This is a genomic window from Arthrobacter stackebrandtii (assembly GCF_017876675.1).
Classification (GTDB): domain Bacteria; phylum Actinomycetota; class Actinomycetes; order Actinomycetales; family Micrococcaceae; genus Specibacter; species Specibacter stackebrandtii.
Genome location: NZ_JAGIOI010000001.1, coordinates 3,706,549 through 3,720,497, shown reverse-complemented (window position 1 = coordinate 3,720,497; position 13,949 = coordinate 3,706,549). Strand labels below are relative to the sequence as shown.

Annotated in this window: 12 protein-coding genes; 5 read left to right on the top strand and 7 right to left on the bottom strand. The window is 67.3% G+C overall.

Translation table 11 applies throughout. The features are described 5' to 3' along the window. The first annotated feature begins 280 nt into the window (after positions 1 to 280). Positions 281 to 1,279: a GerMN domain-containing protein gene (locus JOF48_RS16250; protein WP_209682314.1), complete on the top strand. Its 999-nt coding sequence runs from the start codon at positions 281 to 283 to the stop codon at positions 1,277 to 1,279. A gap of 451 nt (positions 1,280 to 1,730) precedes the next feature. Here the strand turns inward: JOF48_RS16250 and JOF48_RS16245 are convergent, their stop codons facing one another. From JOF48_RS16245 to hrcA, 3 genes are read right to left on the bottom strand one after another with little or no spacing between them, the layout of a single operon-like run. Continuing rightward, positions 1,731 to 2,552 carry a 16S rRNA (uracil(1498)-N(3))-methyltransferase gene (locus JOF48_RS16245; protein WP_209682311.1) on the bottom strand — a complete coding sequence of 274 codons (822 nt, stop codon included), beginning with the start codon at positions 2,550 to 2,552 and terminating at the stop codon, positions 1,731 to 1,733. A 5-nt stretch (positions 2,553 to 2,557) separates the two neighbouring features. Beyond that, entirely contained in the window at positions 2,558 to 3,691 is a 1,134-nt protein-coding gene (gene dnaJ / locus JOF48_RS16240; RefSeq protein WP_209682309.1) for a molecular chaperone DnaJ, read from the bottom strand. 36 nt (positions 3,692 to 3,727) lie between these two features. Further along, positions 3,728 to 4,741 (bottom strand): heat-inducible transcriptional repressor HrcA, encoded by a 1,014-nt coding sequence (hrcA, locus tag JOF48_RS16235; protein WP_209682307.1) that lies wholly within the window; start codon positions 4,739 to 4,741, stop codon positions 3,728 to 3,730. Positions 4,742 to 4,976: 235 nt separating this feature from the next. Here hrcA and JOF48_RS16230 point away from each other — a divergent pair, with 235 nt between their 5' ends. Beyond that, positions 4,977 to 5,825 carry a DUF3097 domain-containing protein gene (locus JOF48_RS16230; protein ID WP_209682305.1) on the top strand — a complete coding sequence of 283 codons (849 nt, stop codon included), beginning with the start codon at positions 4,977 to 4,979 and terminating at the stop codon, positions 5,823 to 5,825. A 66-nt stretch (positions 5,826 to 5,891) separates the two neighbouring features. Further along, on the top strand, positions 5,892 to 6,284 hold the full coding sequence (locus tag JOF48_RS16225; RefSeq protein WP_342591277.1) for a DUF4870 domain-containing protein: 393 nt from the start codon (positions 5,892 to 5,894) through the stop codon (positions 6,282 to 6,284). Between the two features lie 91 nt (positions 6,285 to 6,375). Here JOF48_RS16225 and hemW read toward each other — a convergent pair whose 3' ends face one another. Together hemW and lepA are read right to left on the bottom strand one after the other, a co-directional pair. Next, positions 6,376 to 7,608 (bottom strand): radical SAM family heme chaperone HemW, encoded by a 1,233-nt coding sequence (gene hemW / locus JOF48_RS16220; RefSeq protein WP_209682303.1) that lies wholly within the window; start codon positions 7,606 to 7,608, stop codon positions 6,376 to 6,378. Beyond that, positions 7,605 to 9,461, bottom strand: coding sequence for a translation elongation factor 4 (lepA, locus tag JOF48_RS16215; RefSeq protein WP_209682301.1), 1,857 nt, complete (start codon positions 9,459 to 9,461; stop codon positions 7,605 to 7,607). Before lepA ends, hemW begins: the two co-directional genes overlap by 4 nt. 230 nt (positions 9,462 to 9,691) lie before the next feature. Here lepA and JOF48_RS16210 point away from each other — a divergent pair, with 230 nt between their 5' ends. After that, a complete protein-coding gene (locus JOF48_RS16210; protein ID WP_209682292.1) occupies positions 9,692 to 10,300 on the top strand; it encodes a type II toxin-antitoxin system PemK/MazF family toxin in 609 nt (202 codons plus the stop codon). 177 nt (positions 10,301 to 10,477) lie between these two features. Beyond that, positions 10,478 to 10,738 (top strand): 30S ribosomal protein S20, encoded by a 261-nt coding sequence (gene rpsT / locus JOF48_RS16205; RefSeq protein ID WP_038462664.1) that lies wholly within the window; start codon positions 10,478 to 10,480, stop codon positions 10,736 to 10,738. Between the two features lie 214 nt (positions 10,739 to 10,952). Here the strand turns inward: rpsT and holA are convergent, their stop codons facing one another. Beyond that, the gene (gene holA / locus JOF48_RS16200; protein ID WP_209682289.1) at positions 10,953 to 11,963 is read right to left on the bottom strand and encodes a DNA polymerase III subunit delta; all 1,011 of its coding nucleotides are present in this window, start codon (positions 11,961 to 11,963) and stop codon (positions 10,953 to 10,955) included. A gap of 175 nt (positions 11,964 to 12,138) precedes the next feature. Beyond that, positions 12,139 to 13,944 carry a ComEC/Rec2 family competence protein gene (locus JOF48_RS16195; RefSeq protein ID WP_209682286.1) on the bottom strand — a complete coding sequence of 602 codons (1,806 nt, stop codon included), beginning with the start codon at positions 13,942 to 13,944 and terminating at the stop codon, positions 12,139 to 12,141. Positions 13,945 to 13,949 lie beyond the last annotated feature (5 nt).

The window sequence follows — 13,949 nt, the reverse complement described above, 5'->3', positions numbered from 1 at the left end:
TGTTCTAAATTCTAGTGCACGGGCAGCGGGGCGGGCCCCGGCCCGGTTAAGCCGTCAGCGCATCTTTGGCCCGTCAGGCGGTGCAAGTGTTTCGATACGGTTTCAGTTCCTCGCCCACGGCACATTTTGGCCCCTCCCGGGGCGTCTCTTGTGCCAAGCTGGACTCAGTTCGAAGTCTTGTGGGGATGCTGAAGAACACCACCGCCTTAACCGTTGCCGGCGAAACCGCCGCAACACCCCACCACCACGAGATTAGCGAGCGCCCAAACCGATGTCAGCCTTGTCCCCCGCACCGCCTGGACGCCGCAGCGTCCCTGCCGATGCGAGCCGCCGACAGCGCCGCACCTCCGACCGCCTCCGCGTACTGGACCGCTGCGCCATCCTGGGCCTGGCGGTTTCCCTGGCCCTGGGCGGCTGCACCAACAATGATTCCGCCGAGCAGGATGCCACGATGCCGGCCAGCACCACATCGTCCTCCTCCGCACTCGTCACCGCGGCACCCCTGGAGACGGCCACGTCCTCGCAGACGCTGCCCGTCTACTGGCTGGGGCGCAGCAACGACGATGTCTTCCTGTACCGCGAATTCTTCCCGGCGAAGTCAACCGACGACCCCATGGTGGCCGCCCTGCGCACCATGATGTCGACCAAGCCACGGGACCCGGACTATTTCTCCCTGTGGAACACGCCCTCCCGGCTTGGCGCCTCGATCTCGGCCAAGAACGTCATCACCGTGGATGTTTCCGCCGACGCCTTTGCACAAAAGGTGGATGCGGGGATCGCCCAGCGCTCCGTGGCGCAGCTGGTGTACACCGCCACCGCCGCGGCGGCCATGGCGGGGCTGGTTGATCCCAGCAGTTCCATCCAGGTCTCCGTCCTGGTGGACGGGCACACAGGCTACGACGCCTTTGGCCACGTGCCCCTGGACAAGCCCATGACCCGCGACGCATCCCTCGTGGCGCCGGTGTGGATCATCTCCCCCTCGCAGGGTGCACGGTACAAGACCCTGCCGCTGAAGGTTGAGGGCCAGGGGATCTCCCCCACAGGAACGCTGGCCTGGGAACTGGCCAAGAGCAGCAACGGCAAGGCGGACGAGCCGTACCTGAACGGTACTGTCGCGATTCCGGAGGGGGCCAACGAGCTGGGAACGTTCAGTTTCTCACTGATCCCGCCGCCGGGCTCCTATGAACTCTCCGTATTCATTGACGACCCCGCCTCACCCGGGACGAGGATCGGCGTCGACACCAAGTTGGTCCAGGTCGCCGAGCAAAACATCGAATAGCAGGCGCGCGTTCCCAACCGCCGGGGAATCGGCGCCGGGGTGTTGCGGCTGTCCAATGGGCCCGCCCGTGGAGAAAAGTTGGGCGGCACGGGACCGGCAGCCCGGAGGGCTCGAAACGACTGGTTCAATCCGGCCCGTCCCGATCCCTCTGAATCGATTCCCGGTGTCCGGGATCCGCAAGTGAACCCGCAGGCGGCGGCCTGGCACAATGACACCGCCTGCGCATTTGCTGGAGCACACCGAACCGGAACAGGAAGTGCCCAGGCAGCAGGATCGTGGCACGAGACGGAGACGTCGGGTGGTCTTGGCCGCAACTTCCACTCAGGTCAGGTCGCTTCGCTGGCGGCAGCCAGCTCCGGATCCTTCACCCGCCGTTTGGCGGCGGCGCCACGGATGGCCCCGGCCCCGTGGGCACGCGCCGGCGGGGCACCGCGTGGACTGCTCCCGGCTGCTACCAGCGGCCCAGTTCCTGGCTCAACAGCACGACGGCGGCAGGCCCGGCCGTGGACGAGCGCAGGACGTGGCGGCCCAGCAGGGCGGTCCGCGCCCCGGCGTCGGTGAAGGCGGCAACCTCCGCGGCGCTCATGCCGCCCTCCGGGCCAACAATCATCAAGACGCCCCCGGCAGCCGGCACCGGCGCGTTGCCTGCCGTTGCTTCGCCGGCGGCGGTCCCGGCCAGGGCCTGGCCGGACTGTGCATCCCGCCAGCTGCGGGCAATGTCCGCCACTGACTCGGTGGCATCCTCATGGAGTATCAGGGCCAGTCCGGCTGCGGCAATCTGTTCGCACACACCGGCCGTGCCGAGCAGCGGACCCACCACGGGAACGCTGGAGCGGCGTGCCTGCTTGGCTGCTGCGGCGACCACCGCCCGCCATTTTTCGGGCCCCTTGACGGCCTTGTCCATCTTCCAGCGCACGATGGAGCGCTCCGCCTGCCACGGGAACACCGCGTCGATGCCCAGCTCGGTGGCGGTCTCAACCGCCAGCTCGTCGCGGTCGCCCTTGGCCAGGGCCTGGACCAGCGTGAACGCCGGCACTGCGGCCGGCTCGTGCAGGACCTCCCGGACCTCGACCGTCAGGGAGGACTTGTCCGCCCCGGTGACGGTGCAGACCAAACGCAGCCCTGCGCCGTCGCACATGTCAACAGGCTCACCGGCGGCCAGCCGCTTGACGGTGGCCGCATGGCGGCCCTCCGCCCCGCCCAGGGTGAAGGAGTCGCCCGGCGTGAGCGGTGCCAGGTCCCCGGGGGCGGCGTAGAAGACGGGGTTGCTCATGGCGGCTAGAGGTTGCCGAGCTTGTCGCGCAGCTTGGCGAACATGCCGCCGCTGCTGACGAGCCGGCCCTCGGTGAACGTCTCGCCGCGGAGGGCGGCCAGCTGCTTCAGAAGCTCTTCCTGCGCGGCGTCGGGCTTGGTGGGGGTTTCCACGTGGATGTGGATCTTCAAATCCCCGCGGCCGAATCCGCGCAGGTGCGTCACGCCGAGGTTGCGCAGGTTGATAACCTCACCGGCCTGGGTGCCGGGCTTGATGCTGATGGGCTGTTCGCCGTCGAAGGTCTCAAACGTCAGCTCGGTGCCGAGGGCCGCGGCCGTCATGGGCACGCTGAGCGTGGCGTGCAGGTCGTCGCCCTCGCGGACGAATTCGGCGTCGTTGTTGACCTTCATCTCCACATAGAGGTCGCCGGAGGGGCCGCCTGCAGGGCCTGCCTCGCCCTGGCCGGAGAGCTGGATGCGCGTGCCGGTGCTGACGCCGGCGGGGACCTTGATGGTCAGGGTGCGGCGGTGGCGCACGCGGCCCTCGCCCATGCATTCGTTGCAGGGGTCCAGGATCTGGGTGCCGAAGCCCTGGCAGGAGTTGCAGGTGGCCAGGGTCATGACATTGCCCAGGATGGAGCGCATGGGGCGCTCAATCTGGCCGCTGCCGTGGCAGATGTCGCAGGTGGTGGGCGAGGTGCCGGGGCGGCAGCAGCTGCCGTCGCACGTGGGGCAGGTGATGGCGGTGTCAATTTCAAGCTTCTTGTTGACGCCGAACACGGCCTCGCGCAGCTCCACCCGGACCGTGATCAGGGCATCCTGGCCCCGGCGGGTGCGCGAGGCGGGGCCGCGGCCGCCGCCGCCACCGCCGCCAAAGAATGTCTCGAAAATGTCCTGGAAGGCGAAGCCGTCGCCGCCGTAGCCGCCACCGCCGCCGCCGTTGTCATTGCCATTTTCGTTGCCGGTGGTGTCGTAGATGCGGCGCTTCTGCGGGTCCGAGAGCACCTCGTAGGCGTGCGTGACCGCCTTGAAGCGGTCCTGCGCGTCCGGTGCGTCATTGACGTCGGGGTGCAGCTTCCGGGCAAGCTTGCGGTAGGCCTTCTTGATTTCCTCGGCCGTTGCATCGCGTGAGACGCCCAGGGCGTCGTAATGGTTGCTCAAAATGTGCTCTCTTGTAATGGGTGGAACGGTGGCCTGTTAGCCGGCCAAAATTCTGGAAAGATACTGTGCCACAGCGCGCACGCTGGACATGGTGTTGGGGTAGTCCATGCGGGTGGGGCCGACAATGCCCAGTTTGGCGCCCTCGCCGGGACCGTATCTGCTGGCCACCACGGATGCCTCGGCAAGCGAGTCGTGGGGATTTTCCCGCCCGATCACCACCGCCATGCCCAGGGAGTCCTGCGCCATCGCCTCCAACAGGCGCAGCAGCACCACCTGCTCCTCAAGCGCGTCGAGGACGGGGCCGATGCTCAGCGGGAAGTCGTTGTTGGAGCGGGCCAGGTTGGCGGTGCCGGCCATGACAATCCTGTCTTCGCGGGCATTGCGGGCCAGCAGCGCCAGCCCCTGGGCCAGCCGGGCGGCCGGGCCCTGCTCCGCCGGGGGCAGGGACAGTGGAATGCGGGAAACGGCGTCGGGCAGGGCCGCGACGGCCACGCCGTGCAGGGCGGCGAGGAACACCTGGCGCAGGGCCGCGAGTTCGGCATCCTCCAACACCGCTCCGACGTCGATCACGTTCTGCTCCACCTTGCCGGAGGCCAGGATCAGCACCACCAGGACCTGGCGGGCGGCCAGCGAGACAAACTCAATGTGCCGCACGGCGGCATCGCCGGAGCGCGGGTACTGGACCACCGCCACCTGGTGTGTCAGCTGGGCCAGGGCGCGGACGGTGCGCTCCAGGACGTCGTCGAGGTCGGTGGACCCCTCCAGCAGCACCGAAATGGCGCGGCGCTCAGCGGCGGAAAGGGGCTTGACGGTGGAAAGCTGGTCGACGAAGAGGCGGTAGCCCTTGTCAGTGGGGATGCGGCCGGAGCTGGTGTGCGGGGCCATGATCAGGCCCTCGTCCTCCAGTGCCGCCATGTCATTGCGGATGGTGGCGCTGGAGACGCCCAGGTGGTGCCGCTCGACGAGCGCTTTGGAGCCCACGGGCTCGCGCGTGTGGACATAGTCTTCAACAATGGCGCGAAGGACTTCCAGTTTCCGCGGTTCACTCATGCCGGCACCTCCTCTCCATGACAAACGTGCAGCTGACAAACGTGCAGCGGCCGGGCACTTTTATTAGCACTCTACCCAATCAAGTGCCAATTCTAATACTTTTTGCCCGGCCCTTCCCGGCCGCACCGCACCGCCAAATGCGCGGTCCCGGGCGGGCCCACCGGATAGCATGGGTTTTCAGCCTGCAGCGTTCGCCAAGAGCGTTGCCCGAACCATGCGACAGACAGGTTTCTTAGTGCACTACAACCAGTGGGGGCCCCAGGACCTCAGCGCCCCCGCAGCCAGGGTGCTGCCCAAGCTCGAGGCCCGCGCGGGCCTGGTCGTGGAGGACGTGCAGACCGGGTGGGCCGGCGCCGTCGTGCGGCTGGAAAAATCCGGCGGCATGCACATTGTGGAGCTGGCCGACCGGCGCAACAAGGTCCGCGCCTTCCCGCTCGGCTTCGGATTCCTGCATGAGGGCGAGCCCGTGGAGCTCATTGCACCGGTGCAGGCGCCAACAGTTCAGAAGCTGCGCACCGCGTCCGGCTCGGTGAAGGTGGCCGACACCCGCGCCAAGGTGGCCAAGGCCAGCCGCATCTGGGTGGAGGGCAAGCACGACGCCGAGCTTGTCGAGAAGGTGTGGGGAGACGACCTCCGGGTGGAGGGGATAGTGGTGGAGCCGCTGCGCGGAATCGACGACCTTGCCGCCGCCGTGGCCGATTTCTCCCCGGGGCCCAACCGGCGCCTGGGCATTCTGGTGGACCACCTGGTGCCCGGGTCAAAGGAATCCCGGATTGTGGCAAATCTCATGGCGTCCCCCGGCATGGGCCGCAACGTTCTGGTGGTGGGGCACCCGTACGTGGACGTGTGGCAGGCCATCAAGCCCTCCACCCTGGGCATCCCGGCCTGGCCCGTGGTGCCGCGCAGCATGGAGTGGAAACTGGGCATCCTGAAGGCCTTCGGCTGGCCGCACACCACCGCCGAAGACGTGGGCCTTGGCTGGCAGCGGCTGCTCTCACGCGTCAATTCCTACGCCGATCTGGAGCCGTCACTGCTGGGAAGGGTCGAGGAAGTCATTGATTTCCTCACGGCACCCGTATCCTAGAGACAGCGGCCGGGCTTGTGTCCGGCGCATCGTTTCCTTGTGCAGCACGTTGAAAGGCCCGTCCCTGTGAGTCATCCGACAACCCACACCAATGGTTCCCCCCAACCTCCGCTCACCCCCTCCGAGGACAAGCAGTGGGCTTTCATGTCCCACTGCGGCGGCATTCTCGGCTGCATCCCGTCGTTCTTCATCCACAAGTACGTCGGCCCGCGGGGCCGGTTCACGGAGCAGGAGTCGCTCGAGGCCCTGAACTTTACGCTGCCTCCCACCCTCGTTGCCGTGGCACTGAACCTGCTGGCACTGGTGTTCGTGTTCATCAACCCCCAGGTTGCCACGGTCTTTTCCATGCTGGCACTGCTGGTCTGGATCTTCCTGACGGTGTTCTCCGTGATTGCCGCCCTCCAGGTCAACAAGGGCCAGCCGTACCGCTACTCCCTGAACCTGCGCTGGCTCAAGTAGCCCCACACCTTAAGCAACTGACCCGCAGAACTCATCGAGAATCCAGTGATTCTTTGTGAGTTCTGCGGGTCAGTTTGCCTTAACGGGTTGCTCAGTCCACCAGGAGCGCGCGGGTGACCGCGTCACCCAGCAGGCGGCCCTTCAGGGTCAGCACGAGGGTGCCGGCGAACGCCTTCGCGGGGTCCACAAGTTCCTGTGCAATGAGCCCTGCAACGGCCTTGCGGGCGGCTGGCGACAGCGTGTCCGTGGGCAGCCCTTCCGAGAGCCTGGAGACGAGCATGATGCGTTCCAGCTCGCGCGTGTCTGCGTCGAGGGTCTCCCGGCCGGCGGCGGGCGACTCTCCCTTGTCCAGCCGGTTGGCGTAGGCGGTGGGGTGCTTGACATTCCACCAGCGCACGCCGCCCATGTGCGAGTGCGCGCCGGGGCCGATCCCCCACCAGTCGTCCCCGCGCCAATAGGCGAGGTTGTGCTGGCAGGCGTCCTCCGGGGTGCGTGACCAGTTGCTGACCTCATACCAGGACAGTCCGGCCTCGCTGAACAGCCTGTCGGCGAGTTCGTATTTGGTGGCGTGGTCGTCGTCGTCAATGTTCGGCACCTGGCCGCGCCGGATCTGCGCGGCCAGCTTGGTCCCTTCCTCAACGATCAGCGAGTAGGCGGAAATGTGGTCGGGCTCGTAGCTGAGGGCCGCACGCACGGACGTTTCCCAGTCGGCGACTGACTCCCCCGGAGTGCCGTAAATGAGGTCGACGCTCACGCTCAGGCCGATTTCACGCGCCCAGGCAACAGCCTGCGGCACCTTCTCGGGATTGTGGGTGCGGTCCAACACCTTGAGCACGTGCGGCACGGCGGACTGCATGCCGAAGGACACACGCGTGAATCCGCCGTCGAACAGTTCCTGCAGCGATTCGCGGGTCACGGAGTCCGGGTTGGCCTCGGTGGTGACCTCGGCGCCTTCTTCAATGCCCCATTGCTCGACGGCGGCGCCCAGGATTCGGGTAAGGTCGCCGGCGGGCAGGAGGGTGGGGGTGCCGCCGCCAAAAAAGACAGTGCTGAGCCTGCGCTCCGGCAGGCCCGAAGCCTTCATGGCGCGGGCGGCAAATTCCACCTCCTGCACGGCTGTTTCGGCGTAGGCGGCCTGTGAGGCGCCGCCGCCCAGTTCGGTGGCCGTGTAGGTGTTGAAGTCGCAGTAGCCGCAGCGCACGGCACAAAACGGAATGTGCGCGTACAAGCTGAACTTGCGCCCGGCCGCGCCGGCGGCGGCCTGCGCGGGCAGGACGCCGTCGGCCGGGGCCGGATCCCCGAGGGGCAGAACGCTGGGGGTCACTTCTTGGACTTGTCCTTTGCCGGCTCCTCGGAGGACAGTGCGGCGATGAAGGCTTCCTGGGGAACCTCCACGCGGCCCACCATCTTCATGCGCTTCTTGCCTTCCTTCTGCTTTTCCAGCAGCTTGCGCTTGCGCGAGATATCGCCGCCGTAGCACTTGGCCAGGACGTCCTTGCGGATGGCGCGGATGTTCTCGCGGGCAATGATGCGCGAGCCGATGGCGGCCTGGATGGGCACCTCGAACTGCTGGCGCGGGATGAGCTCGCGCAGCTTGCCGGTCATCATGACGCCGTAGGCGTAGGCCTTGTCGCGGTGTGTGATGGCGGAGAAGGCGTCGACCTGCTCCCCCTGGAGCATGATGTCGACCTTGACGAGGTCGGCGACCTGGTCGCCGTCGGCCTTCCAGTCCAGCGAGCCGTAGCCGCGCGTCTTGGACTTGAGGATGTCAAAGAAGTCGAACACGATCTCGGCCAGCGGCAGGCGGTAGCGGATCTCAACACGGTCCTCGGAGAGGTAGTCCATGCCGCCGAGAATGCCGCGGCGGGTCTGGCACAGCTCCATGATGGCACCGACAAACTCTGTGGGAGCCAGGATGGTGGCGGCAACCATGGGCTCGCGGACTTCCGCGACCTTGCCGGTGGGGTATTCGCTGGGGTTGGTGACCTGGATGACCTTCTTGTCCTCCAGCGTGACTTCATACTCCACGTTGGGGGCCGTTGAAATCAGGTCCAGGTTGTATTCGCGTTCCAGGCGCTCGCGCGTGATTTCCAGGTGCAGCAGGCCAAGGAATCCCACGCGGAAGCCAAAGCCCAGTGCCGCGGACGTTTCGGGCTCGTAGACCAGGGCGGCATCGTTGAGCATCAGCTTTTCCAGCGCGTCGCGCAGCACCGGGTAGTCGGTGCCGTCCAGCGGGTAGAGGCCGGAGAACACCATGGGCTTGGCCTCATGGTAGCCGGGCAGTGCCTCGGCGGCAGGCTTGTGGAACGTGGTGACGGTGTCGCCCACCTTTGACTGGCGCACGTCCTTCACGCCGGTGATCAAGTATCCCACCTCGCCCACGCCCAGGCCCTTGGCCGGCTTGGGCTCCGGGGAGCTGACACCGATTTCCTGCAGTTCGTGGGTTGCCCGGGTGGACATCATCTGGATCTTCTCGCGAGGGCTCAAGTGCCCGTCGATGACGCGGACGTAGGTGACCACGCCACGGTAGGTGTCGTACACCGAGTCGAAGATCATGGCACGGGCCGGGGCCTCCGGGTCGCCCACGGGTGCCGGAAGGTCGCGGACAATCTGGTCCAGCAGGGCCTCGACACCCATGCCGGTCTTGCCGGAAACCTGCAGCACGTCCTCCGGGTTGCCGCCGATGAGGTTGGCCAGCTCTGCAGCGTACTTCTCGGGCTGCGCCGCAGGCAGGTCGATCTTGTTCAGCACCGGGATGATGGTCAGGTTGTTTTCCATGGCCAGGTACAGGTTCGCGAGGGTCTGCGCCTCTATGCCCTGGGCGGCGTCGACCAGCAGGATGGCGCCCTCACAGGCGGCCAGCGAGCGGGAGACCTCGTAGGTGAAGTCGACGTGGCCGGGGGTGTCGATCATGTTCAGGCAGTACGAGGTGCCGTCGACCTCCCACGGGATGCGGACGGCCTGGGACTTGATGGTGATGCCGCGTTCGCGCTCAATGTCCATGCGGTCAAGATACTGCGCCTTCATGTCACGCTGTTCAACGACTCCGGTGAGCTGGAGCATCCGGTCGGCCAGGGTGGACTTGCCGTGGTCGATGTGCGCGATGATGCAGAAGTTCCTGATGATCGCCGGATCGGTCGCGGCGGGCACCGGGGCAGTGCGGGCCATGGGTGACACTAGGGTTCCTTACTGTTGCATGGATGCAGGGATTGCAGCGCTGGCGCCGAACCGTGCAGGAATGTGGCCGCACGCGTTGGCGCCGGACACTCATTGCCCTCAAGTCTCCCACGTTTGGGGCCCCGGCACAGAACCGGATCGCCCGGCCATGGCACTAATTTCTCCCCACACACCGGTCTGGTGTGGCACCGGCACCGGGCGGGCCTGCCCGATTCGCTATTCTGGGGTTCATGTCTTCCACTTCCGACCGCATTTTCAAGCTTCTTGGCTCCCTGGCGCGCACCTTGTTCAAGCCGGGCAGCACCGCCGCACCGAAGGGCGGGGCCGGCACACGGCCCGGCACCGGAAAGGGCGGCCGTCCCGGCGCCAAGCCCAGCGGCAGGGGCGGCGCGCACCCGGGCGGGCGTCCGGCGTCGAGCACCATCACCGGGCTGAGCGCACCTTATCCGGGCGACTTCTCCGGCACGTCCACCGTCACTTACTCGCCCAAGCCCGACGGCGCCGCAGACCCCGGGGAAATTGTGTGGACCTGGGTGCCGTATGAGGAGGATTACACCCAGGGCAAGGACCGTCCGGTGCTGGTGGTGGGGCGCAATGGCAGGCGGCTGCTGGCCCTGATGCTCACAAGCAAGGACCACAGCAACGACCACCGCGGCGACAACGACTACGTGGACATCGGCACGGGCTCTTGGGACAGGCAGGGCCGGCCCAGCGAGGTGAAGCTGGACAGGATCCTGCAGGTCTCGCCCGCCGACATGCGCCGCGAGGGTGCCATCCTTGACGCCAAGAGGTTCGGCGTTGTGGCTGCGGGGCTGCGGAAACGCCACGGCTGGAGGTGACGGGCTCCCGCGGGGCCGCCGTCTGGTAGAATTTTCTCCTGTGTGTGTCCGTGCAGGTCGGCGGATGCAACAGCCTGGCCAGACGTTCACCATAATTCGAGCATCCCCACGCCGCTGTCGACGGTCAGGCTACGCCCTCTACGACCGTATTTTCGTATCAAAAGAGAGTTAAACAACGTGGCTAATATCAAGTCCCAGAAGAAGCGCATCCTGACCAACGAGAAGTCGCGCGTGCGCAACCTCGCCGTTCGTTCAGGCGTCAAGACCGCTATCCGTGCAGTAAACACGGCAGTGGCCGCAGGCGACAAGGATGCAGCAGCTGCCGCACTGGTGAATGCCGGCCGCAAGCTGGACAAGGCTGTCAGCAAGGGCGTCCTGCACGCCAACAACGCTGCCAACCGCAAGTCGGCCATCTCCAAGAAGGTCAACGCCCTCTAGGGGAAGCCGATCCGCTTCGCAACTCAATCGTTGGGCCCGCACCGTTACGGTGCGGGCCCAACGTGTTTAACCCGGCTGGCGGACGCAACTGTTGACGGACAATGAATTCGGACGGTGGTTGCGGAAGGGGACGGCCGTACAGCCTGGTCCCTTCCTGAACTGGGCCCCGTCCCTTTTCAACGGGCAGGGCGCCTGCGCACGGGCGGGCGCAGTCTCAGCGGCGGGCTGCGGTGGCGATAACGGTGACGGCACGCTCCACGGCAAACACCGGGTCCTTGGCGCCACCCTTGACCTGGGCGTCCGCCTCGGCCAGGACCTTGATGGCCTGAACCAGTGCCGGGCCGCTCCAATGGCCGGCGTCGCGGCGGGCAGCATCCACCTGCCAGGGCGCCATGCCGAGGGTGCTGGCCAGCTGCGCGGAGCCGCCGCGCACGCCGAACACCTTGGCCACCGTGCGGACCTTCATGGCGAGGGCGGCAACGAGCGGCACCGGGTCCACGCCGGTGGCCAGGGCATGGCGCAGGGTGGACAGTGCGACCGGAGCATTGCCGGCAAGTGCGGCGTCGGCCACGCGAAACGCAGTCGCCTCAACCCGTCCGCCATAGTATTTGTCGACGTCGTCGGTGCTCACCATGCCGGTGGTGTCGGCGATCAGCTGCGAGCACGCGGCCGCCAGCTCTGAAAGGCTGGCTCCCACGGCGGCGACCAGCGCACGCACGGCTTGCGCATCGATGCGGCGCCGGGCCAGCTGGAACTCCGTGCTGACAAATTGTGCCTTGTCCTGGTCCTTTTTCAACGGCTGGCACTCCACGCGGGGAACACCCAGGGCCTTGAGCGCATCCAGCAGCTTCTTGCCGCGCACCCCGCCGCCATGAACCAGCACCAGGGTCACATCGGGGGCCGGGTCCTTGATGTAGGCGAGGGCGTCCTGGAGGAAGTAGTCGTTCATGGCGGCCAGCCCGGAAGCCTCAATCAGCTTGGGTTCACTGAACAGCGACGGGCTGGCCACCATGCCCAGGTTCCCCGCGGTGTAGTGGCCGGCATCAAGGGTGGTCAATTCCAGTTCCGGGTTTTGGGCCCGCAGTTTCCGGCGCACGTCATCCACTGCGCGGCTGGCAATGAAATCCTCGGGGCCAAACAGCAGAACCACCGGGGCCAGCGGCACATCGCGCCAATCAGCACCGGCTGCTCCCGCCCGGGACGTTGTCCTTGGCGCCGGGCTCACGGCTGGTTTCCTGTCGATGCAATATTCACAGCATCTACTGTGCCACCACCACCGGCTATTCCCAACCCGGTCCGCCGCCCAAGGCGCCCGGGGCGGTACCGGCGCGCGCGGTCGGCGCCCGCGTGCACCCCGGGACGCGGCACCGCGGCGCCGCAGCCATCCCCCACTGCCCTGTTCACAGCATCACCACCGCGGCACACCAGCCGGCAGCAACCACCATGGCCAGGGCCGCGAGCGTGGCGAAGCCGAAGCGCCGGCGCCACCAGGGCGGCAGCCAGCCCACAGCCATGCGCATTGCAGCGGCGGCCCGTTGCCGCTCCACAAACGCCAGCAGGGCCAGCAGGACGGCGGCGTTCATGACTGCCATGAGCACCGCACCCACCATCCCCTCGGGCCACGGCAGGCTCGCTGCCGGAAGCGCCGACATCCACCGCGCGACGGCGGCAACCCACCATGCGCCGGCCCCGCTGACCGCAGCACACAGGGAGGCCAGCGGCGGCACCACGACGGCGCACGCCATGCCGAGGGTGCCCACCGTGGTCACGAGGGCAATGACAGGCGCTGCCAGCATGTTGGCCGGCACCGTGTAGGGGGTCAGCCGTGCCTGCAGCAAAACAATCACGGGGGCGCAGAACAGCTGGGCCGCCAAGGGAATGGCGATCGTCTGGGCCAGCCACAACGGCATCAGCACCGACAGCCACCGCACGCACCTTTGACCGACGAGGTACAGGCCCAGGGTGGCCAGGACCGAAAGTATGAAGGCGAAGTCGGCGGCGAGCCACGGATCGGCCAGCAGGAGCAGCACAATGCTCACGGACAGCAGCGCCCCCACGCGTTTTGGCCGGCCGCTGAGCAGTGCCATGGCACCAAGCCCACCCATGACGGCGGCACGCAGCACGCTGGGGTCCGGGCCCACGACCAGCACGAAGCCGAGCAAGGCGGCAAGGGAGACGGCAAACGCTGCGTGGCGAGGGGTGCGGAGGGACCGCAGCCCGAGCATGATCGTGGCGAGTATCAAGGTGCAGTTTGCGCCGCTGACGGCTGTCAGGTGGGTCAATCCCACGGCCTTCATGGAGTCGTTGAGTGAAGCCGGCATGCCGCTGCGCTCCCCCATGACCATGCCGGGAAGGAGCGCCGCTGTGTCGGGTGAAGGCTCCGCCCACACCCCATTCGCTGCCGCAATCCAGCTGCTGCGGACGGCGGCGACGGCCAGGGGCCCGCTGCCTGCCGAGCCTACGGCGGGCAACGGCCTGGTGGCGGGACGCAGTGTGCCGATGCGGCCCGCATCCTGCTTCCCGCCCTGTGCAGCGCCAAGCTCCACGGCGCCTGCAGTGCCCACCACCTGGCCCTGGCGCACGGACCCCCACGCCTGGCCCGCGATCACCTGCACGGGCAGGCGGCCTGAGGCTTCCCGTCCGCCGGCAGCGGCACGGATGATGACGGCTTCAAACATGAGCCTCGGCGGACCGTTTCCGCCCTGCAGGCTGCGGGGCGAGGTGACAACTTCAAGGGTTACGGCCGCGCTGCCGTCTGAGGCAACCGTTTGGGCCAAGGCGGATGCGGCGCCCGCGTGGGCCCGCAATCCCACCACAGCGACCACGGCAAGGGCGCAACATCCCGCGAGGATAAAGGTGGCACCCCGGCGTTTGCCGCGTCGCCCGGCCTTCCTGCGGGGAAGGAAGAAGGGCACAGCAACGGACAGCAGGACGAGGCCCGGCAGCAGCCTTGGCAGATAGCCGCCGGGGACGGCAGTGGCCAGCGCTGCCGTCAGCCATACTCCGGCAACGGTGGGCAGCAGCCGCACATCCGGGCGCAGGTGCTCCTGTGAAGCTGCCTGTTCCTCGTGGGCGGCGGCGAGCCGGCGGCGCAGTTCCGCGAGCTCCCGGCGCAGGCGGCCCCTGCGGCGGTTGGGCGCCATGGCACCGGAGCCGCCCACCGCCGCGTCAACGTAGCGCGCCCAACGGGGTTCCTGCAGCCTCATGGCGC

Excerpts from the sequence above, each read along its gene's own strand:
- JOF48_RS16245 (WP_209682311.1), bottom strand. The coding sequence starts at position 2,552 with ATGAGCAACCCCGTCTTCTACGCCGCCCCCGGGGACCTGGCACCGCTC.
- hrcA (WP_209682307.1), bottom strand. The coding sequence starts at position 4,741 with ATGAGTGAACCGCGGAAACTGGAAGTCCTTCGCGCCATTGTTGAAGAC.
- JOF48_RS16210 (WP_209682292.1), top strand. The coding sequence starts at position 9,692 with ATGTCTTCCACTTCCGACCGCATTTTCAAGCTTCTTGGCTCCCTGGCG.
- JOF48_RS16195 (WP_209682286.1), bottom strand. The coding sequence starts at position 13,944 with ATGAGGCTGCAGGAACCCCGTTGGGCGCGCTACGTTGACGCGGCGGTG.